This window comes from Streptomyces mayonensis (assembly GCF_018982965.1).
Taxonomy (GTDB): domain Bacteria; phylum Actinomycetota; class Actinomycetes; order Streptomycetales; family Streptomycetaceae; genus Streptomyces; species Streptomyces mayonensis.
In genome coordinates this window covers 98379-121602 of the sequence record NZ_JACBYP010000006.1, presented here as the reverse complement: position 1 = coordinate 121602, position 23224 = coordinate 98379, and the positions used below count along the sequence as shown (strand labels likewise).

The 23224-nt window shown below is 71.6% G+C and carries 18 protein-coding genes; 11 read left to right on the top strand and 7 right to left on the bottom strand.

Going from position 1 to position 23224, the window contains the following annotated elements:
* Positions 1-134 precede the first annotated feature (134 nt).
* The 6 genes from HZS56_RS03890 (at position 135) to HZS56_RS03865 (ending at position 7051) form a co-directional block, all read left to right on the top strand.
* The gene (locus tag HZS56_RS03890) at positions 135-2183 is read left to right on the top strand and encodes a sensor histidine kinase (protein ID WP_216719233.1); all 2049 of its coding nucleotides are present in this window, start codon (positions 135-137) and stop codon (positions 2181-2183) included.
* On the top strand, positions 2180-2881 hold the full coding sequence (locus tag HZS56_RS03885; RefSeq protein WP_216719232.1) for a response regulator: 702 nt from the start codon (positions 2180-2182) through the stop codon (positions 2879-2881). The genes HZS56_RS03890 and HZS56_RS03885 overlap by 4 nt, the downstream gene beginning before the upstream one ends.
* A gap of 149 nt (positions 2882-3030) precedes the next feature.
* The gene (locus HZS56_RS03880; protein ID WP_216719231.1) at positions 3031-4401 is read left to right on the top strand and encodes an extracellular solute-binding protein; all 1371 of its coding nucleotides are present in this window, start codon (positions 3031-3033) and stop codon (positions 4399-4401) included.
* Positions 4398-5339, top strand: a complete 942-nt coding sequence (locus HZS56_RS03875; protein ID WP_216719230.1) for a carbohydrate ABC transporter permease — start codon at positions 4398-4400, stop codon at positions 5337-5339. The genes HZS56_RS03880 and HZS56_RS03875 overlap by 4 nt, the downstream gene beginning before the upstream one ends.
* Position 5340: 1 nt before the next feature.
* Positions 5341-6249, top strand: a complete 909-nt coding sequence (locus HZS56_RS03870; RefSeq protein WP_216719229.1) for a carbohydrate ABC transporter permease — start codon at positions 5341-5343, stop codon at positions 6247-6249.
* Between the two features lie 91 nt (positions 6250-6340).
* A complete protein-coding gene (locus HZS56_RS03865) occupies positions 6341-7051 on the top strand; it encodes a helix-turn-helix domain-containing protein (protein ID WP_216719228.1) in 711 nt (236 codons plus the stop codon).
* 62 nt (positions 7052-7113) lie between these two features.
* Here the strand turns inward: HZS56_RS03865 and HZS56_RS03860 are convergent, their stop codons facing one another.
* A complete protein-coding gene (locus HZS56_RS03860) occupies positions 7114-8139 on the bottom strand; it encodes an ATP-dependent 6-phosphofructokinase (protein ID WP_216719227.1) in 1026 nt (341 codons plus the stop codon).
* Positions 8140-8406: 267 nt separating this feature from the next.
* Here HZS56_RS03860 and pta point away from each other — a divergent pair, with 267 nt between their 5' ends.
* The 3 genes from pta to pyk all read left to right on the top strand — a co-directional run bounded on the left by pta (position 8407) and on the right by pyk (position 13335).
* Entirely contained in the window at positions 8407-10560 is a 2154-nt protein-coding gene (gene pta / locus HZS56_RS03855) for a phosphate acetyltransferase (protein WP_216719226.1), read from the top strand.
* Positions 10557-11831, top strand: a complete 1275-nt coding sequence (locus HZS56_RS03850) for an acetate kinase (RefSeq protein ID WP_308407983.1) — start codon at positions 10557-10559, stop codon at positions 11829-11831. The genes pta and HZS56_RS03850 overlap by 4 nt, the downstream gene beginning before the upstream one ends.
* A 73-nt stretch (positions 11832-11904) precedes the next feature.
* Positions 11905-13335 (top strand): pyruvate kinase, encoded by a 1431-nt coding sequence (gene pyk / locus HZS56_RS03845; RefSeq protein ID WP_216719225.1) that lies wholly within the window; start codon positions 11905-11907, stop codon positions 13333-13335.
* Positions 13336-13455: 120 nt separating this feature from the next.
* Here the strand turns inward: pyk and HZS56_RS03840 are convergent, their stop codons facing one another.
* The 4 genes from HZS56_RS03840 to HZS56_RS03825 all read right to left on the bottom strand — a co-directional run bounded on the left by HZS56_RS03840 (position 13456) and on the right by HZS56_RS03825 (position 18097).
* Positions 13456-14913, bottom strand: coding sequence for a hypothetical protein (locus HZS56_RS03840; protein ID WP_216719224.1), 1458 nt, complete (start codon positions 14911-14913; stop codon positions 13456-13458).
* Positions 14903-15556 (bottom strand): DUF6114 domain-containing protein, encoded by a 654-nt coding sequence (locus HZS56_RS03835; protein ID WP_216719223.1) that lies wholly within the window; start codon positions 15554-15556, stop codon positions 14903-14905. Before HZS56_RS03835 ends, HZS56_RS03840 begins: the two co-directional genes overlap by 11 nt.
* 116 nt (positions 15557-15672) lie before the next feature.
* Complete coding sequence (locus HZS56_RS03830; protein WP_216719222.1) at positions 15673-16305, bottom strand: DUF6230 family protein; 633 nt, start codon at positions 16303-16305, stop codon at positions 15673-15675.
* An 814-nt stretch (positions 16306-17119) separates the two neighbouring features.
* Entirely contained in the window at positions 17120-18097 is a 978-nt protein-coding gene (locus HZS56_RS03825) for a tetratricopeptide repeat protein (RefSeq protein ID WP_216719221.1), read from the bottom strand.
* A 233-nt stretch (positions 18098-18330) separates the two neighbouring features.
* Here HZS56_RS03825 and HZS56_RS03820 point away from each other — a divergent pair, with 233 nt between their 5' ends.
* Positions 18331-18969: a TetR/AcrR family transcriptional regulator gene (locus tag HZS56_RS03820; RefSeq protein WP_216719220.1), complete on the top strand. Its 639-nt coding sequence runs from the start codon at positions 18331-18333 to the stop codon at positions 18967-18969.
* A 376-nt stretch (positions 18970-19345) separates the two neighbouring features.
* Here the strand turns inward: HZS56_RS03820 and HZS56_RS03815 are convergent, their stop codons facing one another.
* On the bottom strand, positions 19346-20332 hold the full coding sequence (locus tag HZS56_RS03815) for an NADP-dependent oxidoreductase (protein WP_216719219.1): 987 nt from the start codon (positions 20330-20332) through the stop codon (positions 19346-19348).
* Between the two features lie 70 nt (positions 20333-20402).
* On the opposite strand from HZS56_RS03815, the gene HZS56_RS03810 reads away from it, so the two are divergent.
* Positions 20403-21413, top strand: coding sequence for a GlxA family transcriptional regulator (locus HZS56_RS03810; protein WP_253913675.1), 1011 nt, complete (start codon positions 20403-20405; stop codon positions 21411-21413).
* Positions 21414-21444: 31 nt separating this feature from the next.
* Here HZS56_RS03810 and icmA read toward each other — a convergent pair whose 3' ends face one another.
* Positions 21445-23145 (bottom strand): coenzyme B12-dependent isobutyryl-CoA mutase large subunit, encoded by a 1701-nt coding sequence (icmA, locus tag HZS56_RS03805; RefSeq protein WP_216719218.1) that lies wholly within the window; start codon positions 23143-23145, stop codon positions 21445-21447.
* Between the last annotated feature and the right edge of the window lie 79 nt (positions 23146-23224).

The window sequence follows — 23224 nt, the reverse complement described above, 5'->3', positions numbered from 1 at the left end:
CGTCGGCATCACCGGCGTGCGGCTCACGTCCGGGGGTGTTTATCAGGGGATGGGGTGACTATCTCGCAGCGTGTGAGCGCGGTCACCCTTGCGTTCATTTAGTTCACAATCAAGCCAGGAGGGAGACTTGCGGCATGCGCCTCCCCCACCCGAGACCCCGGAGCCTGGCCGGGCAGCTCTTCGCCATGCAGGCCGTACTGATAGCGGTCGTCGTGGTGGGGTACGCGCTGTTCAGCTACATCAGCGACCGCGGGCAGGCCGAGGCGGCCGCCGGGCGGCAGGCCAGGGCGGTTTCCCTGGCGATCGCCGACGCCCCGTCCGTCGCGGAGGCGGTCCGCACCCCCGATCCGTCGGCGCTGCTGCAGCCGTACGCGGTGCGGGTCATGGAGGACACGGACGTGGACTTCGTGACGATCATGGATCCGCACGGGATCCGCTGGACCCATCCCGACCCGGACCAAATCGGCCACCCCTTCCAGGGGCACATCGAGCGCGCGCAGCGGGGCCGGACCTTCACGGAGACCTACACGGGCACGCTCGGGCCCTCGGTGCGGGCGGTGACGCCGATCAAGGACGGCGGGCGGGTCGTCGGGCTCGTGAGCGCCGGGATCAGGGTGGAGGAGATCAGCAAACGGGCCCAGGAGCAGCTGGCGGCGCTGACGGGGGTGGCGGCCGGGGCGCTGCTGCTCGGCGCGGTCGGCACGTACGTGATCAACGCGCGGCTGCGCCGGCACACGCACGGGATGAACGCGGACGAACTGAGCCGGATGCACGACTACCATCAGGCGGCGCTGCACGCGGTGCGCGAGGGGCTGCTGATGCTGGACGGGCAGTACCGCGTCGCGCTGATCAACGACGGAGGACGGGAGCTGCTCGGGGTGACCGGTGACGTGGTGGGCGCCTCGGTCGCCGACCTGGGGCTGCCGTCGCAGCTGACGGGTGCGCTGCTGGCGTCGGAGCCGCGGGTGGACGAGGTGCACCTGGCGGCGGAGCGGGTGCTGGTGGTGAACACCTCTCCGGTCTCCGGCGGTGAGCGGCGCGGCACGGTGGTGACGCTGCGGGACGTGACCGAGCTGCAGTCGCTGACGGGCGAGTTGAACTCGGAGCGGGGTTTCTCGCAGGCGTTGCGCTCGCAGGCGCACGAGGCGGCGAACCGGTTGCACACGGTGGTCTCGCTGATCGAGCTGGGGCGGGCGGAGGAGGCCGTGGACTTCGCCACGGCGGAACTGGAGCTGGCGCAGGCGCTGACCGACCAGGTGGTGGCGGCGGTGGGCGAGCCGGTGCTTGCGGCGCTGCTGCTGGGCAAGACGGCTCAGGCCAACGAGCGGGGAGTGGAGCTGGTGGTGTCGCAGGAGAGCCGACTGGACGACGGACTGCTACCGCCGTCCCTGCCCGCGCGTGACCTGGTGACGATCCTGGGCAACCTGGTGGACAACGCGGTGGACGCGGCCCAGGGCGCGGTGCCCTCGCGGGTGACGGTGGCGGCGTACACGGAGGCGGTGGGCACGGGGGCGAACGGTGCCGGGACGGACGGTGCCGGGACGGACGGTGCCGGGACGGACGGTGCCGGGGTCGCTCGTGCAGGGGTCGCTCGTGCAGGGGCGGCAGATACGAGTGCGACCGGCACGGGTACGGACGGCACCGGGACGGCAGGCACGGGCGCGGACAGCAAGGCGGAGGCCGGCACGGAAGCGGTCAGTACCGGGACGGCCGGCGGGGAGACGACCGGCACCGAAGCAACCGACACGGAAGCGGCCGGTACCAGGACGACCGGCGCCGGGACGGCCGTCGGGAAGACCACCAGCACCGAAGCAACCCGCACGGAGGCCCCCGGGTACGGCGGCTCCGAGCTGGTGCTGCGGGTGTCGGACACCGGCGCCGGGGTCGATCCCGCCCACGCCGACCTGGTATTCCAGCGGGGCTACTCGACGAAACCGGCCGACGAGGGCGGGCGCGGCCTGGGCCTCGCCCTGGTGCGGCAGGCGGTGCGGCGGCACGGCGGCACCCTGAGCGTGGCGGACGCCGAAGGCGGCGGCGCCCGCTTCGAGGCGCGGCTGCCGCTGGGCGGCGGCAGCGGCGGCAGCGGCGGCAGCGGCGGCAGCAGCACCGGCACCGGCACCGGTGAGGGCACGGCGACGCCGTCCGGCCCGGCCGGCAGACCGCGGAGCGGAGGTGCCGTGTGAGCGGCGCCGCACAGCCCATCCGGGTCCTGGTCGTCGAGGACGATCCCGTCGCCGCCGACGCGCACGTGCTGTACGTCGGCCGGGTCCCGGGCTTCACGCCCGTCGGCAAGGCCCACACCGGGGCCGAGGCCCGGCGGATGCTGGACCGCACGCCAGTGGACCTGATCCTGCTGGACCTGCACCTGCCGGACGTGCACGGGCTGCAGCTGGCGCGCTCGCTGCGGGCGGCGGGGCACCAGACCGACGTGATAGCGGTGACGTCGGCGCGGGACCTGACGGTGGTGCGCGAGGGCGTGTCGCTGGGTGTCGTGCAGTACGTGCTGAAGCCGTTCACCTTCGCCACCCTGCGCGACCGCCTGGTGCGGTACGCCGAGTTCCGGGGCGCCGCCGGGGAGGCGAGCGGCCAGGAGGAGGTGGACCAGGCCCTGGCCACGCTGCGTGCCCCGGGGCCGGCCGCCCTCCCGAAGGGCCTGAGCGGTCCGACCCTGGAACGGGTCACCGGCGTCCTGCGCGGCTCGGACGAGGGCCTGACGGCGGCCGGGGTGGCCGAGGCCGTGGGCATCTCCCGCATCACCGCCCGCCGCTATCTGGAGCACCTGGTGGACGCGGGGCGGGCGGGTCGGAGCCCGCAGTACGGGCAGGTGGGCCGTCCGGAACTGGTGTACCGGTGGGTCCGGGGCGGGGACCGGGGCCGGTGACACGGCCGTTGGTACGGACCGCCACCGTGAACCGGTCGATGAACACAGGTTGTCCACCGCACACTCATTGACCTGAACAGACCGCTCCTCTTACGTTCACCGAGCAGCCGACCCGGCCACAGGGTCGTGGCCCGTAGGAGGTCGTCCCCATGCGTCCCACCACCAGATTCGCCGCCCTGCTCACCGTCACCGCGCTCGCCTCCACCGCCCTGGCCGCCTGCGGCAGCGGCTCCGGCAGCGATCCGGACACGGTGAAGGTGTCCTTCAAACAGTCGACGGACAATTCCGTCAAGGTGATGGACACCTATCTCGCCGACATCAAGAAGCAGTTCGAGAAGGCCAACCCGGGGAAGAAGGTCGAACTCGTCCCCATCAAGGCGCCGGACGCGGAGTACTACACCAAGCTCCAGCAGATGCTGCGCTCCCCCAAGACCGCTCCGGACCTGGTCTACGAGGACACCTTCCTCATCAACTCCGACATCACCAGCGGGTACCTGAAGCCGCTCGACGACTACCTCGCCAAGTGGAAGGACTGGGAGCAGTACATCGACACGGCGAAGGACGCCGTCACGGGCGAGGACGGCAAGACGTACGGCGTGCCGGACGGCACCGACACCCGCGGGCTGTGGTTCAGCAAGGACGTCTTCGCCAAGGCCGGCCTGCCCGCCGACTGGCAGCCGAAGAACTGGGCCGAGGTCCTCGACGCCGCCCGCACCATCAAGGAGAAGGTCCCCGGCGTCACGCCGCTCAACGTCTACACGGGCAAGCCCGCCGGTGAGGCCTCCACCATGCAGGGCTTCGAGATGCTGCTGTACGGCACGGGCGACGGGGCCGCGGACCCGCTGTACGACAAGGACAGCAAGAAGTGGATCACGGCCGGGCAGGGGTTCAAGGACTCCCTCGCCTTCGTGGAGAGCGTCTACAAGGAGAAGCTCGGCCCGGAGGTGTCCGACGCGCTGGACCCCAACTACGGCACGAAGGTGCGCGGTGAGCTGCTGCCGCAGGGCAAGCTCGGCATAGCACTCGACGGCTCGTGGCTGCCGCAGGACTGGCAGAAGGGCAGCGGGCACGAGTGGCCCGAGTGGTCGAAGAAGCTGGGGATCGCGGCCATGCCCACGCAGAACGGGCAGGCGCCGGGCCGGGTGAGCATGTCCGGCGGCTGGGCCTGGTCCGTTCCGGCCAAGGCGGGCAACCCCGACCTGGCCTTCGAGTTCATCAAGACGATGCAGAGCAAGGCGAACGCCCAGAAGTGGTACATCGCCAACTCCGGCATCTCCCTGCGTGACGACGTCGCGAAGGACCCCTCGTACGTCGGCGCTCAGCCCGGCATCAAGTTCTTCACCGACCTCGTCGCCGACACCCACTTCCGGCCCGCCTACCCGGCGTATCCGAAGGTGTCCGTCGCGATCCAGGAGGCCATGGAGGGCGTGACGACCGGCGACAAGTCGGTCGCGGAGGCGGCGAGCGGCTACGACGAGGCGCTCAAGGACGCCACGGACAACCAGGTGGTCGGCAAGTGACCACGACCACACCCCCGCACGCGGAGCCGGGGGCGGGCAAGGCTCCGCCGCCTCCGGCCTCCGGCGCACGCCCCGGCACCGCCCGCCGCTCGCTCCTGCGGGCCCTGCCCGTCTCACCCGCCGTCGTCCTGCTGCTGCTCTTCCTCGCCGGACCGATCGTCTACTGCGTGGTCATCGCCTTCACGGACCTCCAGCTCACCGGTCAGGCCGAGGAGTCCTTCGTCGGCTTCGACAACTTCACCCGCGCCTTCAAGGACGAGGCGTTCCTCAACGCCGTATGGCTGACGCTGGTGTTCACGGTGCTGTCGTCGCTGGTCGGGCAGAACACCCTGGGGCTCGCGCTGGCCTCGCTGATGCAGCGTGCCTCAAAACCGGTCCGCACACTCACCGGTGGCATCGTTGTCACGGCCTGGGTGCTGCCGGAAGTCGTGGCCGGTTTCCTGCTCTACGCGTTCTTCCGGCGCGAGGGCACCCTCAACGCCGTCCTGGACTGGCTCCATCTGCCCTCCCAGAACTGGCTGTTCACGCTGCCGATCCTGGCGGTGTCCTTCGCCAACGTCTGGCGGGGCACGGCGTTCTCGATGCTGGTGTACTCCGCCGCGCTGAACGAGATCCCGAAGGAGGTCACCGAGGCCGCCGAGGTCGACGGCGCGAACGGCTGGCGCCGCATGTGGCACGTCACGCTGCCGATGATCCGGCGCTCCATCGGCACCAACCTGATGCTCAACACCCTGCAGACCCTGTCGGTCTTCGGGCTGATCTGGGTGATGACGCGGGGCGGGCCGAGCGGCAAGAGCCAGACGCTGCCGCTGTTCATGTACGAACAGGCCTTCCAGAACAGCCTGATCGGCTACGGCACGGCGGTGGCGCTGCTGCTGTTGCTGATCGGCTCGCTGTTCTCGGTCGTGTATCTGCGCCTGCTGCGCACGGAGGTCTGACATGGCGGACACACTCACGCCCGGAACGCCACCGGCACCCCGCACGAAGCGCACCTCACCGGGCCCGCGAACGCGCACCACGCCCACCGGCCGGCGGAACCGGAACCGGGCCGCCGCGGACGCCGGACTGCTCGTGGTGGCCGCGGCGTTCGTCCTGCCGCTCGCCTGGGTGGTGCTGTCCGCCCTGGACCCGCACGCGAGCCTGCGGGTGAAGGTCCCCGACGGGGTGACGCTCGACAACTTCGACGCGATCCTCACCCCCGAGATCACCTTCACCCCGCTGCTCAACAGCCTGATCCTGTGCGGCGGTGCGACACTGCTGACGGTGGTGTGCGCGACGCTCGCGGCGTACCCGCTCTCGCGTTTCCGCTCCCGCCTGAACCGTCCGTTCCTGCTGACCGTCCTCTTCGCGACCAGCCTTCCCATCACGGCGATCATGGTGCCGGTCTACGCGTTGTTCGTGCGCGTGAACATGATCGACACCATGCAGGGGACGATCTTCTTCTTCGCCGCCTCGCAACTGCCGTTCGCGATCTGGCTGATGAAGAATTTCATGGACGGCGTGCCCAAGGAGCTGGAGGAGGCGGCCTGGACGGACGGCGCGTCGTCGTTCCAGGGGCTGCTGCGGGTCGTGCTGCCGCTGATGGGGCCCGGGGTCGCGGTGGTGACGGTGTTCTCGTTCGTGATGATGTGGGGGAACTTCTTCGTCCCCTTCATGCTGCTGCTCTCCCCGGACCAGATGCCCGCCTCGGTCAGCATCAACGACTTCTTCGGCAACCGCGGCATGGTGGCGTACGGACAGCTGGCGGCGTTCTCGATCGTCTACTCGACGCCGGTCGTGCTGCTGTACGTGCTGATCTCGCGGCGGCTGGGAGGGGGCTTCGCGCTGGGCGGCGCGGTGAAGGGGTGAGCGCGGGACCGGCCGCGCACCCTCCGTATGTTCCTACAATACGTATCGCTGCTCGAACAGTCCGTAGCCAGCGGCGTCCCGGACCCCTACGGTGTGGCGCGTGCGCCGACCCTCACCCGGCCCGACCCCGTCGGGCCCCCCGTTCAACGCCCTCGCCGCCCGCCGGCTGCGTGCCGCCCTCAACATGAGGCCCGAACACGTCGCCCACGGCATCCAGGTCTCGTACGGGCTGCCGTACGTCACCCCGGACCTCGTCGCCGCCTGGGAGCGGGGGACGGTCTCGCCCCGGGGCCCGGAGCTGACCGCGCTCGCCGGGATGCTCTGGTGCTCCCCCGGCGAGCTGGTCGGCCGGCCGCAGTCGCTGCGCGAGCACCGCGTGGCCCGCGGTCTGGCGCCGGAGGACGTGGCACGGGCCGTGGGGCTCGGGCTCCCCGCCTACCGGCGGATGGAGGAGGCGGACGACTGGCAGGGCACCGACCGGCAGTCGGCGCTGCTCGCCGACGCGCTCGGGCTCTCGCTGCCGGACTTCGTGGTCGTCACGGGACGGGAGGAGAAGCTCGCCGGCCTGCTGGTCAGCGCCGTGACCACCCGCTGGCAGGGCTGCGTCCGTCCGGTCGCCAAGCTGGTCCCGCTGGACCGGCGCGTCCTGGAGAACGTGCTGCAGGTGCTGCACCAGGACTACCAGGGGCGGATGACCGCCACCCTCGGCTGGGGCGGCGCCGCCGGCTCGGACGCCGGCGGCCGCGACTTCCTCGACCGGGTCGTGGAGCACTTCTGGTCGGCGGTGGAGAAGCACCCGTAGGCGGCCGACGGCCGGCGGCCGCCCGGCTCGCGGGAAACCTGAAAGGACAGGGCGGCGGCTCCCTAGAAGACCGACTCCGCCTCGTCCATCCGGTCCTTCGGGACCGTCTTCAGCTCGGTGACGGCCTCCGCCAGCGGCACCATCACGACGTCGGTGCCCCGCAGCGCGGTCATCCGGCCGAAGTCGCCCCGGTGCGCGGCCTCCACCGCGTGCCAGCCGAAGCGGGTGGCGAGCACCCTGTCGTACGCGGTCGGCACGCCGCCGCGCTGAACGTGGCCGAGGATGACCGGCTTGGCCTCCTTGCCGAGCCGGCGCTCCAGCTCGTGGGCGAGGGCGGTGCCGATGCCCTGGAAGCGCTCGTGGCCGAACTTGTCTATGGCGCCCTTGCCGTAGTCCATGGAGCCCTCGGCGGGGTGGGCGCCCTCGGCGACGCAGACGACGGCGAACTTCTTGCCGCGGGCGAACCGCTCCTCGACCATCTTGACCAGGTCGGCCGGGTCGAAGGGGCGCTCGGGCAGGCAGATGCCGTGGGCGCCGGCGGCCATGCCCGACTCCAGGGCGATCCAGCCGGCGTGCCGTCCCATGACCTCGACGACCATCACGCGCTGGTGGGACTCGGCGGTGGTCTTGAGCCGGTCCATCGCCTCGGTTGCCACGCCGACGGCGGTGTCGAAGCCGAAGGTGCGGTCGGTGGAGGAGATGTCGTTGTCGATCGTCTTCGGTACGCCGACGACCGGCAGACCGGCGTCGGACAGCATCCGGGCCGCCGTGAGCGTGCCCTCGCCGCCGATCGGGATCAGGGCGTCGATGCCGAAGTTCTGGATCATGTCCGAGGCGTTCTCGCAGGCCTCGCGGAGCCGGTCGCGCTCCAGGCGGGAGGAGCCGAGGATGGTGCCGCCGCGGGCGAGGATGCCGCTGACCGCGTTGAGGTCGAGGGTGCGGTAGCGGCCGTCCAGCAGGCCCGCGTAGCCGTCCTCGAAGCCGATGACCTCGTCGCCGTAGTTGTCGACCGCTCGGTGCACGACCGACCGGATCACTGCGTTCAGGCCGGGGCAGTCGCCGCCTGCGGTGAGAACTCCGATACGCATCGTGCTGTGTCTCCTGCTCGCTGTGGGCACCTGTGAGCCGTTCCAATTGTTCCATGGCCCACAGGGCGGTGGACATCGGCGCCGTGAACGGCCGGGCACAGGCCGACACCGGCAGGCGCCGTAACCATCGCCGAAGGTATTGTCAAGAGGGTTCCGCTCACCCCGGTGGGCGTTTTCTGGGCACCAGCCGGACGCATCGCACCCGCCGAAGACGGACGGACCGCACCCGTCGAAGACGAATCGCACCCGACGAAACGGAGAGCCCGCGTGACGCGCAGCGTGTACGTGACCGGCATCGACCGCGGCGACGGCCGCCAGGTCGTCGAACTGGGGGTGATGGAGCTCCTCACCCGGCAGGTCGACCGCGTCGGCGTCTTCCGTCCCCTGGTGCACGACGGGCCCGACCGGCTGTTCGAACTGCTGCGCTCCCGCTACCGGCTCGCGCAGGACTCCTCGACGGTCTACGGCATGGACTACCAGGAGGCCTCCGCGCTCCAGGCCGAACAGGGCACGGACGAGCTGGTGTCCGCGCTGGTCGGCCGCTTCCACCTGGTCGCCCGGGACTACGACGTGGTCCTCGTCCTCGGCACCGACTACGCCGACACCCAGTTCCCGGACGAACTCTCGCTGAACGCCCGGCTCGCCAACGAGTTCGGCGCCTCGGTCGTCCCCGTCGTCGGCGGCCGCGGGCAGAGCGCGGACTCCGTGCTCGCCGAGACCGTCAACGCCTTCCGCGCCTACGACACCCTGGGCTGCGACGTCCTGGCGATGGTGACCAACCGGGTCGCCCGCGAGGACCGGGACCCGATCGCCGAGCGGCTGACCGACCGGCTGCCGGTGCCGTGCTGGGTGGTGCCGGACGAGCCCGCCCTGTCCGCGCCGACCGTGTCCCAGATCGCCCACGCCCTGGGCGCCGAGGTGGTGCTCGGCGACGACTCCGGGCTCGCCCGCGACGCGCTGGACTTCGTCTTCGGCGGGGCCATGCTGCCCAACCTGCTGGCCGCCCTGACCCCGGGCTGCCTGGTGATCACGCCGGGCGACCGGGCCGACCTGGTCGTCGGCACGCTGGCCGCGCACAGCGCCGGCACCCCGCCGATAGCCGGCGTGCTGCTGACCCTGGACGAGGTGCCCGGCGAGGGCATCCTCACCCTCGCCGGCCGGCTGGCCCCCGGCACCCCCGTACTCTCGGTGACCGGCAACAGCTTCCCCACCGCCGAACGGCTGTTCTCCCTGGAGGGCAAGCTGGGCGCGGCCACCCCGCGCAAGGCGGAGACCGCCCTCGGCCTGTTCGAGCGGTACGTCGAGACCGCGGAACTGAGCCGGCGGGTCTCCGCGCCGAGCAGCGACCGGGTCACGCCGATGATGTTCGAGCACTCGCTGCTCGAACAGGCCCGCTCCGACCTGCGCCGGGTCGTCCTGCCCGAGGGCACCGAGGAGCGGGTGCTGCACGCGGCCGAGGTGCTGCTGCGCCGCGGGGTGTGCGAGCTGACCCTGCTCGGCCCCGCCGAACAGATCCGCAAGAAGGCCGCCGACCTGGGCATCGACCTGGCCGGCGCCGAGCTGATCGACCCGGCCGCCAGCGAGCTGCGCGACTCCTTCGCCGAGAAGTACGCCGCCCTGCGGGCGCACAAGGGCGTGACGGTGGAGCTGGCGTACGACGTGGTCTCCGACGTGAACTACTTCGGCACGCTGATGGTGCAGGAGGGGTTCGCCGACGGCATGGTGTCGGGGTCGGTGCACTCGACGGCGGCGACCATCCGCCCGGCCTTCGAGATCATCAAGACAAAGCGGGAGGCGGCGATCGTCTCGTCCGTCTTCTTCATGTGCCTGGCCGACAAGGTCCTGGTCTACGGCGACTGCGCGGTCAACCCCGACCCGGACGCCGAGCAGCTCGCCGACATCGCGACCCAGTCGGCGGCGACGGCGGCGCAGTTCGGGGTGGAGCCGCGGATCGCGATGCTGTCGTACTCGACGGGCACGTCCGGCACGGGCGCGGACGTCGACAAGGTGCGCGAGGCGACCGAGCTGGTCCGCGCGCGCCGCCCGGACCTCAGCATCGAGGGGCCGATCCAGTACGACGCCGCGGTCGAGCCGTCGGTGGCCGCGACCAAGCTGCCCGGCTCGGCGGTCGCCGGGCAGGCCAGCGTGCTGGTCTTCCCCGACCTGAACACCGGCAACAACACGTACAAGGCCGTACAGCGCTCGGCCGGCGCCATCGCCGTCGGCCCGGTGCTCCAGGGGCTGCGCAAGCCGGTCAACGACCTGTCCCGGGGCGCGCTCGTCCAGGACATCGTCAACACCGTCGCCATCACGGCGATCCAGGCTCAGCAGTCCCCGGCCGGGCAGCCCCCGGGCGGCCAGTCCCCCACCGGGCAGTCCCCGACCGAGAAGTCCCCCACCGAGAAGGCGTCCGAGCAGTGAACGGCACCCGTGTCCTCGTCCTCAACTCCGGCTCCTCGTCCGTGAAGTACCAGCTCATCGACATGCGCGGCGGCGACCGGCTCGCGGTGGGCCTGGTGGAGCGCATCGGTGAGGAGACCTCGCGGCTGAAGCACACGCCTGCGGACGGCGAGAGCCGCGAGTGGTCGGACCCGGTCGCCGACCACGACGCCGCCCTGAAGGCGGTCGCGGCCGAGCTGGCCAGGGACGGCCTCGGCCTCGACTCGCCCGAGCTGGCCGCGATCGGGCACCGGGTGGTGCACGGCGGCAAGCACTTCACGCAGCCGACCGTGGTCGACGACGCCGTACTCGCCGAGATCGAGCGGCTCATCCCGGTCGCCCCGCTGCACAACCCGGCCAACCTGACCGGCATCCGTACCGCGCAGGCACTGCGCCCGGACCTGCCGCAGGTCGCCGTGTTCGACACCGCCTTCCACACGACGATGCCGGAGTCCGCGGCCCGCTACGCGATCGACGTGGAGACCGCCGACGCGCACCGCATCAGGCGCTACGGCTTCCACGGCACCTCGCACGCGTACGTCTCGCGCGAGACGGCGCGGCTGCTCGGCCGCGCGCCCGAGGACGTGAACGTGATCGTGCTGCACCTGGGCAACGGGGCGTCGGCCTCGGCGGTGCGCGGCGGCCGCTGCGTGGACACCTCCATGGGGCTGACGCCCTTGGAGGGGCTCGTGATGGGTACGCGCTCGGGAGACATGGACCCGGCCGTCATCTTCCATTTGATGCGGGTTGGTGAAATGTCCGCCGACGAGATCGACACTCTCCTCAACAAGAGGAGCGGTCTGATCGGGCTGTGCGGCGACAACGACATGCGGGAGATCCGCCGCCGGGTGGACGCCGGGGACGAGCGGGCACAGCTGGCGTTCGACATCTACGTTCACCGGCTGAAGAAGTACATCGGGGCCTATTCGGCCGTTCTCGGGCGTGTGGACGCGCTGGCGTTCACGGCCGGGGTCGGGGAGAACTCGGCACCGGTGCGCGAGGCGGCCGTGGCGGGCCTGGAGGGGTTCGGCCTGGAACTGGACGGCGAGCTGAACGCCGCACGCGGGGACGGGGCCCGGCTGATCTCGCCCGCCGGCGCGCGGGTGGCGGTGGCGGTGGTGCCGACGGACGAGGAAATGGAGATCGCGACACAGACCTACGCGCTTGTCAGGAGTTCCGGTGTCAGTGATTCCGGTGCCGGCGATTCCGGTGCCGGCGATTCCGGTGCCGGCGATTCCGGCAATCTCACCTGAGCGGCATCCCGCCCTTTTGTATTTTCCGCCGGCCGGAATATTCCGCGCCGAAACAAACCGATAGGATCGCCCCATGCGCCGTTCGAAAATCGTCTGTACTCTCGGCCCCGCGGTCGACTCCCACGAGCAGCTCGTCTCGCTGATCGAGGCCGGCATGAACGTGGCCCGCTTCAACTTCAGCCACGGCAGCCACGCCGAGCACCAGGGGCGTTACGACCGGGTGCGGGCCGCCGCCAAGGAGACCGGCCGGGCCATCGGGGTCCTGGCCGACCTGCAGGGCCCGAAGATCCGTCTGGAGACCTTCGCCGAGGGCCCCGTCGAGCTGGTGCGCGGTGACGAGTTCACCATCACCACCGAGGACGTGCCGGGCGACCGGACGATCTGCGGCACGACGTACAAGGGTCTGCCCGGTGACGTCACCAAGGGCGACCAGGTGCTCATCAACGACGGCAACGTCGAGCTGAAGGTCACCGAGGTCGAGGGCCCGCGGGTGAAGACGATCGTCATCGAGGGCGGCGTCATCTCCGACCACAAGGGCATCAACCTGCCCGGCGCCGCGGTCAACGTCCCGGCGCTGAGCGACAAGGACGTCGAGGACCTCCGTTTCGCCCTCCGCATGGGCTGCGACCTGGTCGCCCTGTCCTTCGTCCGGGACGCCAAGGACGTCGCCGACGTGCACCGGGTGATGGACGAGGAGGGCCGCCGCGTCCCCGTCGTCGCCAAGGTGGAGAAGCCGCAGGCGGTCGAGAACATGGAGGGCGTCGTGATGGCGTTCGACGGCGTGATGGTCGCCCGTGGCGACCTGGCCGTCGAGTACCCGCTCGAGAAGGTCCCCATGGTGCAGAAGCGCCTGATCGAGCTGTGCCGGCGCAACGCCAAGCCGGTGATCGTGGCGACCCAGATGATGGAGTCGATGATCACCAACTCCCGTCCGACCCGCGCCGAGGCCTCCGACGTGGCCAACGCGATCCTGGACGGCGCGGACGCGGTCATGCTGTCGGCGGAGTCGTCCGTGGGCGCGTATCCGATCGAGACCGTCAAGACGATGTCGAAGATCGTCACGGCCGCCGAGGGCGAGCTGCTCTCCAAGGGTCTGCAGCCGCTGGTGCCGGGCAAGAAGCCGCGCACGCAGGGCGGTTCGGTGGCCCGCGCGGCCGCCGAGATCGCCGACTTCCTGGGCGGCAAGGGCCTGGTGGCCTTCACGCAGTCCGGTGACACCGCCCGCCGCCTGTCGCGCTACCGCGCGGCGCAGCCGATCCTGGCCTTCACCACCGACGAGTCGACCCGCAACCAGCTGGCGCTCAGCTGGGGCGTGGAGCCGCACGTGGTGCCGTTCGTGCACAGCACCGACGAGATGGTCGACCTGGTGGACCAGGAGACGATGCGTCTGGGCCGGTTCAGCGACGGAGACATCGTCGTGATCACCGCCGGTTCGCCCCCCGGCGTGCCCGGCACCACCAACATGGTCCGCGTCCACCACCTGGGCGAGACCCGGCGCGGCTGACGGACGCCGCCGCCCCGTACGGGCCCGGTACGACGCTGAGGGCGCCCCCTGCGACAGGGGGCGCCCTCGGTGCCGTCCGGCGTCCTCGCCGGTCTCAGTCCGTCGTGTTCCTCGCCGGTCTCAGTCCGTCGTGTACTGGTGCAGTCCCGGTACGTGGAGCGTGCCGCCGAACTGCCCGGCCTGGACGACCGTCACCTTCGTGAAGTAGATGAGCGGGATGTCCAGCGGCGGCGGGTTGTCCGGGTCGAAGGTGATCGGGATCAGCCCGAGCAGGTTGCCCGAGATGCTCTCGGTGTACATCACCGTCTCGCCGTCGCGGATGGTGGACGTCGAGCCCTCGGCCGCCTGGACGTGGTACGTCTTGCCGGCCTGCTTGTCGTCGACCGTCTGGTGCAGGTCGCCGATGTCGGTGCCGTTGGAGATGACGTACTTCAGCACCTTCTTGGTGGTGCCGTTGGCCGTCTTCACCTCGACGATGCCCTTGTAGGAGGCGCCCTTCAGCAGCAGCGAGCTGGCGTTGAGGTACCAGGGGTCGTCCGGCAGCGGCACCTTGTTGTCGACGCCGCCCTCGTCGTCGGTGGCGACCGGGCAGTCGTCCGCGTCCGTGCCGGCACTCCCGGAGGCGCCGGGGGAAGGCGTCCCGGTGGCGTCGTCCTTGGCCTTCTCGGCGTCCTCCTTGGCCTTCTCCGCGTCCTCCTCGGCCTTGTCGGCCGCCTCCTTCGCCGCCTCGGCCGCCTTGTCCACCGTGTCCTTGGTGTCCTCGGCCGCCTCCGACGCCTTGTCGGTCACGCCGGACACGGTGTCCTCCACCGTGTCGGTGACCTTGCCGGTGGTCTCCTTCACGGCGTCGGAGGCGTCGTCGCCGGCGCTCTCGGACGCCGAGGGGGTGGGCGTGGGACTCGCGCTCTCCCCGTCCTTCTTGCCGCCGGTGAAGATGCCTTCGAGGGCGTCGCCGATGCCCTCGAGCAGGCCGCCCTTCTCCGACTCGGAGGGGGAAGGCTCCGCGGCGCTCGCGCCGGCCGAACCCTGGCCCTGGGACTCGGACGGGCTCGGGGCGGGCTCGGACGCGCCGTCCTTGCCGTCCTCGTCGTCGGAACCTGAATCCGACGAAGAGGACCGGTCCTTGCCCGCGTCCGCACCGGAGGCCGAGTCGCCGGGCTTCTCGGCGCCGTCCTTGCCCTTGTCGTCCTTGTCGCCCTTGTCTGCGTCCTTGCCGTCCTCGTCGGCGTCCTTGCCGCCCTCGTCGCCCTTGTCCGCCTCGTCGGTGGCCGACGGCGACGGCGACCCGGACGGGTCCTTCCCGGCGTCCTCCAGGGCCGCCACGCAGTCCTTGTACTCGTCGGCCGTCAGGCTGTTGGAGGTCGGCGGCGCCGCTTCGTTGCCGTCGGCGATGGCCAGCGTCGGGGTGAACCCCATCCCCATCAGGACGGCCGTGGGCATCGCTGCGATGGCTATCGCCTTGCCGGCCGGCATGTGGAACCTGGTGAACAACGGCTTCTTGGGTGCCGCGTGGCGCGGCCCGGTTCTCACGCGGGAGGACTCCACGTCAGCCCCGCGGGTCACCTCGTCAGCCGGCACTGTGCCTCCCGTTCGCCCCGTTGGCCGGGCTCGTTCCTGACAGATCGTTCGCCCGCAGTGCCGCGTAGGCCTGCGCGGGACTCCCGTCGTCCATCCCGTCCCTCGGCTTCGGCACCGCGCCGTCGGCCCCGCGCGTGCCGGGCTCCGGGAAGCCGGGGAACGCGGTGTCGTCGGCGGGGGCGCCGGGGGCCGCACCCTCGGGCGTGTCGTCCGTCTCCCCGCCCTTGGCCGGCGGCTCGGCCTGCGGCGGCTCGCCCGGCACCCAGGACACGGCCATCGCGCCGCCGACCAGTGCGAGCAGGAAGCCGATCAGGAAACCGCCGAGGTTGGACACGGGGATGGATACCAGCGCCAGCAGGATCGCCGCCACACCCGCGAAGACCCGGACGTGCTTCTGGAACCACAGGCTGATGCCCAGGACGACCAGCAGGACTCCGATGATCAGCGACCCGGCGCCCGCGGTGGTGGCCATCGCCAGCGTCAGGTGACCGATCTGGAGGTTCGCGTACGGGAAGTAGGCGATGGGGAGGCCGCCGAGCGCGATGAACAGGCCGGCCCAGAACGGCCGCCCGCCTCGCCAGGCACGGAACTGCAGCCTCCGGCGGGTGAACTGGCCGGCTGCGGCAGGAGTCTCGGCGCTCATGGAAAACAGCTCCCTGGTACGGCTTTGCTGTGGTGGAGACGTGGACCGCGTGCGACGACGCGGCCGGAGAGTGGACGGGCGGGGGCGCCGTGGCTCCCCCGCCCTTCAGGGAGCGCTTAGTAGCACTCCTTGACACCCTTGGACAGCGACATCTTCAGACCGCTGAGCTTGAAGGTTCCGGCGGTGGTCGCCCACGCCGTCTGCTTCACACCGGTCAGCGTGGCCGTGTCGGCCTGCTGGGCGAACCCGTTGGGGTTGGTGGTGTCGCCCTTCTTGATGCCGGGACCCTTGTCGGCGTCCTTGGCCGCGACACCGATGTCGATGTTGCGGAACGTGGCATCGGCCTGCAGGTCCTCGATGTCGATGTACAGGTTCTCGGCCTCGACCGGCTTCTCACCACCGCCGGCCTTCAGCGTGAGGCTGACGGAACCGATCAGCGGGATGTCCGGGGTGACCACCGACTGGCACAGGTTCTTGATCGTCGCGGACTTGAACGCCGAGACCGCGACGGGGTGAGCCGCCTTCTCGCCCTTCAGCGTGTAGCCCTGGTCGACCGCCCCGTACTGGGAGAAGCCCGTGCCGTCGAGCCGGTCCGCCGTCACCTTGAACGACTGCCCGGAGACGCTGAACGACGCCGCGAGAGCGCCCTGCGCGAGCGCGACACCTATCGCAGCCGTCGCGGCGACGCTGGGCACCATGACCACAGCGAACCGCTTCCATCTGGTCCCGCCACGCACCTGGGACTCCATATTTCCTCCTTCTCGGACGTACATCTCCTGGCCTCGTCCGGCCTCCGGTTCGGCGGCGCGGCTGGCAGGGATGGGAGAAGTGCTACGTCCTCGGGAAGGAGAGCGCCTGCGCTCGGCGGCACGTACCACGCGCCCCGGATCACCGGCGATCACCCCCGAGCGACAACCACTGGTCGCGCCTGACACGCATCACGCACAACCCTGCTGGGCAGGCTTCGCCGGTTGGACGAAGACCCCCCTGCCCAAGGGCCGGCTCCACTGCAACCGACCCTGCTCGGTGGGGACCCAGGAGCACCCGCGACCCGACTGGCTTTCGGGGAACGGGAATGGACCGAGCGTCGCCGATCGTGGTGCATTCTCGCCCTCGGCACAAGGGGGTTCGTTACTGGCTAGTAACGGACGGATAACCGGAGGACGACACACCGCCTCCGAACGGCGACGCTGGGTGCGCCCCGAGGCCGGAACAAAACCATGGATCGGCGGACAGACTCCGACAGATCGACGCACTGGACTTACTGCCAGTAACAGCGGCCGCGATTACCAAGTTTTGGTAAAGCGCGGCCGCAGTGACGACTCGTCGACAGCTCCTTCACACGGGTCACACCGGACGAGCGTTTGAACGGCCGGCCAACGGACGACGCACCGGCCCCGAACCGGAATCCGGCACCCGCCCGGATTCCGGCGCTCGTCCGGTTGCCGGTCCCCGTCCGGATTCCGGTGCTCGTCCGAGCGCCGGCACCCGCCCGGGTTTCGGTGCGCGTCCGATTGCCGGCACCCGCCCGGGACCCGGCGCCCGTCCGGACCCGGTACCCGTCTAGAACAAGGCGCGGGAGAGCGCCCTGCGTGCCGCCGCCACCCGTGGGTCGTCCCCACCGACCACCTCGAACAGCTCGAGGAGCCGCACCCGTACGGCGTTGCGCTCGTCGCCCGCCGTGACGCGCACCGCGTCGACCAGGCGGCCGAAGGCGTCCTCCACGTGACCGCCCACCAGGTCCAGGTCGGCCGCGGCGATCTGCGCCTGGGCATCGCCCGGCTTGTCCGCGGCCTCCTGCCGGACCCGCTGCGGGTCGGCGTCCTGCACCCGCTGGAGCAACTCGGCCTGGGCCAGGCCCACTTTGGCCTCGGTGTTGGCCGGCTCGTCGGCCAGCACGTTCTTGTACGCCTGGACGGCGCCGCTCAGGTCGCCCGCGTCAAGGGCCCGCACGGCGGCCTCGAGTGCGGCGTCGTGCGGTGAGGCCGGGCGCTCCGGGGCGGCGGCCTGCGCGGCACCGGGCTCGGCCTCGGGGTCGACGGTGAGGCCGGTCAGGCCGAAGCGCTCCTCGCCGACCTGCACCAGCTGGTCCAGGGTCTGGCGGATCTGCGCCTCGCCCGCGGCCCCCTGGAAGAGCGGCAGCGCCTGCCCGGCCACGACCGCGAAGACGGCGGGGATGCCCTGGACGCCGAACTGCTGCATCAGCGTCTGGTTGGCGTCCACGTCGATCTTGGCGAGCAGGAAACGCCCGTTGTACTCGACGGCCAGCCGCTCCAGGACCGGGCTCAACTGCTTGCAGGGCTCGCACCACTCGGCCCAGAAGTCGATGACGACCGGGACCTCGGTGGACCGCTGCAGGACATCGCTCTCGAAGCCGGCCTCGTCGACGTCGATGACGAGGTCGGCCGGGGAGACGGCGCCCGCGCCGCCGGTCCTGGCCGCCTCGGCGCGCGCCTGCTCCGCCTTCGTCTTGGCCTCCTGGGCCGCCTTCACCGCGGCGAGGTCGACGACCCCGCTCATGGACATGTTCCGTGGCTGCATGGGTCTATCCTCCCCCGTCCTGCGCGCGCGTGTGAAAAGCGGGTCGAAAGCCCGCCCGGACGTGTGCTGTTGGGCGCCGGGTCCCCACCCCACGCCCGTGGTCGTCGCTGGGGCACGGGCGCACCCGTGCTTTCGCTACGGCTCGTAGCGTAATACCGGAAGGGGCTGCCGGAACAGTCCTCCCCGGTGATCTCCCTCACGGCCGCACAGAACCCGCCGGTTATGGTCGGGGCATGCAGAGCAGCACCCCCGCCGGCCGTGCCGGACGCCCGCGCAGTGCCGCGGCGGACACCGCGATCCTGGCCGCGACGCGGGCCGCGCTGGTCGACCTCGGCTGGTCGAAGCTCACCCTGGGAGACGTGGCAACGCGGGCCGGGGTTGCAAAGACGACGCTCTACCGTCGCTGGGCGGGCAAGAACGAACTGGTCGTGGACGCGGTGGCGGAACTCTTCGACGAGCTGGAACTGCCCGACAGCGGCTCCCTGGCCGCCGACATCGAGGGCGTGGTGCTGCAGTTCGCGACGATCCTGGCCCGCCCGGAGGCCAAGAGCGGCCTGATGGCCGTGGTCGCCGAGTCCACCCGCGACGACGCGCTGCGCGAGCGCATCCGCACGTCGATCGTGGAGCGGCAGAAGCGTCTGGTCCTGGAGGGCAGGGCCCGTGCCGAGGCCCGGGGCGAGCTGCCGCCCGAGCCGGACGCCGCCCAGGCCGGACGCACCGTGGACCTGATCTTCGACCTGGTCGCGGGCGCGGTGGTGCACCGCACCCTGGTCAGCGCCGGCGCCGCGGACGAGGAGTGGGTGCGCGACCTGTCCCGGGTACTGCTGACGGGCCTGGCCGGCACGGCCCAGGAACCGGCCACGCCGACGTAGCCTCCGACCGCCCGGCCACGCCCCGGACAGCACCGGAACCTGGACCCGGCAGGACCGGACCGGAACCCGGCAGGACACATCCCGGTCAGCACCGGAACCGGAACCCGGCACGACACACCCCGCCACCCCGAAACCTGCCCACCTCCACAGGACCCCGCGACAGGACCCCACCGCGCGTGCCGCAGCGGGCGCCGACTCCGCCGGGCACGGCCCGGGCGAAACCGGGGCGCGGCCAGGTGGGCACGGCCCCGGCGGCGCCTCCGCGGGACCCGGCCCCGGGCCCGTGCATACGGGCGCGCCCCACAGGCCCCCGTCGACCGGCCGCGCCCCGGAGGACGCGGCCGATCGGCGTTCCGGCAGGGGACCCCGCGTCCGCTCAGCGCACGGTGAGGACCAGCTTCCCCGTCGTACGGCCGGTCTCCCCCTGGGCGTGGGCCCGGGCGCCCTCGGCGAGCGGGAAGGTGCCGGAGACGTGGGCGCGCAGCAGGCCCCGTTCGACGAGGGACGCGATGGCGCTCATTCCGGCGTGGTCGTGCTCGACCAGCATGCCGACGGCCCGGGCGTCCGCCTTCTCGGCCGCGGCCCGGGTGTCCGCGTCCACCGGGAGCAGGGACACGACGACACCGCCGGGGCGCAGTACGTCCACGGAACGCAGGGCGGTGTCGCCGCCGACGGCGTCCAGGACGACGTCGTAGCGCTCACCGGTGTCGGTGAAGTCCTCGGTGCGGTGGTCGACGCAGGCGTCGGCGCCCAGCTCGCGCAGGAAGGCGTGCTTGGGGGCGCTCGCCGTGCCGGTGACGTGCGCGCCGCGCTCCTTGGCGATCTGCACGGCGAGGTGGCCGACGCCGCCGGCCGCCGCGTGGATCAGCACCCGCTGTCCGGCCCGCAGGTCCGCGGTGTCGACGAGGGCCTGCCAGGCGGTGAGCGCGGCCAGCGGCAGGGCGGCCGCCTGGACGTGGTCGGTCCCGGCGGGCTTGGCGGCGAAGGCGCGGGCCGGGCCGGTCACGTACTCGGCGTGGGAGCCGGCCCCGTACGGGTAGGGCAGCATGCCGAAGACCTCGTCGCCCGGCCGGAAGAGGGTGACGCCGAAGCCGGCCTCCACCACGGTGCCGGAGACGTCCCACCCGAGGGTGAACGGCGGGGGCGGCAGGAAGAGCTTCGCGGCGCGGTGCTTGTAGTCCGTGGGGTTGAGTCCGGCCGCGTGCACGGCGACGAGGATCTCGCCGGGGCCGGGCTCGGGCCGCGGCAGTTCGGTCGGCTCCAGCACCTCGGGGCCGCCGAGCACCGTCTGGTGCAGGGCGAGCATCACGGGGGCGCCGTCCGAAGCGGCGGCGGGGTTCTCGGGGGTGTCCGTCGTGGTCATGCCCCGATCCTCGCCGGGGGGCGTGCCCCGGGGCCATGGCAAGAAGGTCATCCTCCGATACATTTGTGCCATGCTCACCGACCCCGCCGCGCGCACGGCCGAACTGGAGCGCCGGATGCGCCCCGTCCCGCGGCCCGGCGCCCACCGCGTCGTCGTCCTTGCCCTGGACGGCGTCTACCCCTTCGAACTCGGCATCCCGCACCGCGTCCTGGGCTCCGCCGACGGCCGCTACGACGTGCGCTCCGCGAGCGTGGACGGACACCCCGTGCGCACCGACTCGGACCTGACCGTCACGCCGGGGCACGGCCCCGAGGTGCTGGCGGAGGCGGACACCGTGGTCATTCCGCCGTACGCCGTCACCGCCGCGTCGGCCGTCGCCGCGGACCCTCGGGCCCTGGCCGCCCTGTCCCGCGTCCGGCCCGGCGCCAGGCTGGTGTCCATCTGCACCGGCGCCTTCCTGCTGGCTGCCGCCGGTCTCCTGGACGGGCGGCGGGCCACCACCCACTGGGCGCTCGCCGACCACTTCCGGGAGCTGTTCCCCGAGGTGGAGCTGGACGCCGGGGTGCTCTTCGTCGACCACGGCGACGTGCTCACCTCGGCGGGGGCGGCGAGCGGAGTCGACGTCTGCCTGCACCTGGTGCGCCAGGACCACGGCAGCGAGGTGGCCAACCACGTCGCCCGCCGCTGCGTCGTGCCGCCCTACCGGGACGGCGGGCAGGCGCAGTACATCGAGCAGCCGCTGCCCCCGGCAAGCACGGCCGGCACCGGTCCGACCCGCGACTGGGCGCTGGGGCGGCTGGCGGAGCCCCTGTCGCTGGACGAGATGGCCGCGCACGCGGCGATGAGCACCCGCACCTTCGCCCGGCGCTTCCGGGAGGAGACCGGTCTGAGCCCCGGCCGCTGGCTGACCCAGCAGCGGCTGCGCAGGGCGCAGCACCTGCTGGAGTCCAGCGACCTCCCGGTGGAGCGGGTCGCCCACGAGGTCGGCTTCGCCACGGCGACCTCGCTGCGGCGGCACCTGGCGGCCCGGGCGGGGGTCGCCCCGTCGGCGTACCGCCGCACCTTCCGCGCCGCGGAGTGAGCCGTACGGAGTCGGTCAGAAACTGAGCCGGTCAGAAGCCGGCCGGCTCCGTGTACACCCCCCACTCGTCGCGCAGCACGCCGCAGATCTCACCGAGCGTCGCCTCCGCGCGCACCGCGTCCAGCATCGGCCCGATCATGTTGCCGCCGGAGCGGGCCGCGGCGAGCATGCCGTCCAGGGCACCGCGCACGGCCGCGTCGTCGCGGGCGCCCTTGCGCTCGGCCAGCTCCCGCACCTGCTCGCGCTCGACCTCGTGGCTGACCCGGAGGATCTCCAGGTCGCCGGTGACGGAGCCGGTGTGGACGTTGACGCCGACCACCTTCTTGTCGTCCTTCTCCAGGGCCTGCTGGTAGCGGAAGGCGGACTCGGCGATCTCACCGGTGAACCAGCCGTCCTCTATGCCGCGCAGGATGCCCGAGGTGACCGGGCCGATCGGGTGCTGCCCGTCGGGGTGGGCCCGCAGCCCCCGCTCCTTGATCTGCTCGAAGATCTTCTCGGCGTCGGCCTCGATCCGGTCCGTCAGCTGCTCGACGAACCAGGAACCGCCCAGCGGGTCGGCGACGTTGGCGACGCCGGTCTCCTCCATCAGCACCTGCTGGGTGCGCAGGGCGATCTCGGCGGCCTGCTCGCTGGGCAGGGCGAGGGTCTCGTCCAGCGCGTTGGTGTGCAGGGAGTTGGTGCCTCCGAGCACGGCCGCGAGCGCCTCCACGGCGGTCCGTACGACGTTGTTGTACGGCTGCTGCGCGGTCAGCGACACACCGGCGGTCTGGGTGTGGAACCGCAGCCACTGCGCCTTCTCGCTCTTCGCTCCGTACACGTCGCGCATCCAGCGCGCCCAGATCCGGCGCGCCGCGCGGAACTTGGCGATCTCCTCGAAGAAGTCGACGTGCGCGTCGAAGAAGAAGGAGAGCCCGGGCGCGAAGACGTCCACGTCCAGCCCCCGGCTGAGCCCCAGTTCCACGTACCCGAAGCCGTCGGCGAGGGTGTACGCCAGCTCCTGTGCGGCCGTCGACCCGGCCTCGCGGATGTGGTAGCCGGAGACCGACAGCGGCTTGTAGGCGGGGATGCCGGCCGCGCAGTACTCCATGAGGTCGCCGATGAGGCGCAGGTGGGGCTCGGGCTGGAAGAGCCACTCCTTCTGGGCGATGTACTCCTTGAAGATGTCGGTCTGCAGCGTGCCGTTGAGCACGCCCGCGTCGACGCCCTGCCGCTCGGCGGCGACCAGGTACATGCAGAAGACGGGTACGGCCGGTCCGCTGATCGTCATGGAGGTGGTGACGTCCCCGAGCGGGATGTCCTTGAACAGCGCCTCCATGTCGGCGGCCGAGTCGACGGCCACCCCGCAGTGCCCGACCTCGCCGAGGGAGCGCGGGTCGTCGGAGTCGCGGCCCATCAGCGTCGGCATGTCGAAGGCGACGGACAGCCCTCCGCCGCCGTTGCGGAGGATCATCTTGTACCGCTCGTTGGTCTGCTCCGCGTTGCCGAACCCGGCGAACTGCCGGATCGTCCACGTGCGCCCCCGGTACCCGGTCGGATACAGGCCGCGGGTGAACGGGTACTCCCCCGGCCAGCCGATCCGCTCGAAGCCCTCGTACTCGTCCCCGGGCCGGGGCCCGTAGACCGGCTCCACGGGATCGCCGGAGAGCGTGCTGAAGTCCGCGTCGCGCTTGCGTGCCGCGTCGTACCGGGCCTGCCAGCGACGGCGGCCCTCGTCTATGGCGTGAGCGTCCATGTCTTCAAATTTACTAGGACGTCCAAGTAATTGTCGATGGCGCACCGCCGTACGGGTCTGCGCACGGCGGTGGAAGGGC

Bases quoted from the DNA above. Each gene is read 5' to 3' on its own strand.
- HZS56_RS03830 (WP_216719222.1), bottom strand. From the start codon at position 16,305: ATGGAGTCCCAGGTGCGTGGCGGGACCAGATGGAAGCGGTTCGCTGTG.
- HZS56_RS03815 (WP_216719219.1), bottom strand. From the start codon at position 20,332: ATGACCACGACGGACACCCCCGAGAACCCCGCCGCCGCTTCGGACGGC.
- HZS56_RS03825 (WP_216719221.1), bottom strand. From the start codon at position 18,097: ATGCAGCCACGGAACATGTCCATGAGCGGGGTCGTCGACCTCGCCGCG.
- HZS56_RS03860 (WP_216719227.1), bottom strand. From the start codon at position 8,139: ATGCGTATCGGAGTTCTCACCGCAGGCGGCGACTGCCCCGGCCTGAAC.
- HZS56_RS03820 (WP_216719220.1), top strand. From the start codon at position 18,331: ATGCAGAGCAGCACCCCCGCCGGCCGTGCCGGACGCCCGCGCAGTGCC.
- HZS56_RS03870 (WP_216719229.1), top strand. From the start codon at position 5,341: ATGGCGGACACACTCACGCCCGGAACGCCACCGGCACCCCGCACGAAG.
- pyk (WP_216719225.1), top strand. From the start codon at position 11,905: ATGCGCCGTTCGAAAATCGTCTGTACTCTCGGCCCCGCGGTCGACTCC.
- icmA (WP_216719218.1), bottom strand. From the start codon at position 23,145: ATGGACGCTCACGCCATAGACGAGGGCCGCCGTCGCTGGCAGGCCCGG.
- HZS56_RS03810 (WP_253913675.1), top strand. From the start codon at position 20,403: ATGCTCACCGACCCCGCCGCGCGCACGGCCGAACTGGAGCGCCGGATG.
- HZS56_RS03835 (WP_216719223.1), bottom strand. From the start codon at position 15,556: ATGAGCGCCGAGACTCCTGCCGCAGCCGGCCAGTTCACCCGCCGGAGG.
- HZS56_RS03880 (WP_216719231.1), top strand. From the start codon at position 3,031: ATGCGTCCCACCACCAGATTCGCCGCCCTGCTCACCGTCACCGCGCTC.
- HZS56_RS03890 (WP_216719233.1), top strand. From the start codon at position 135: ATGCGCCTCCCCCACCCGAGACCCCGGAGCCTGGCCGGGCAGCTCTTC.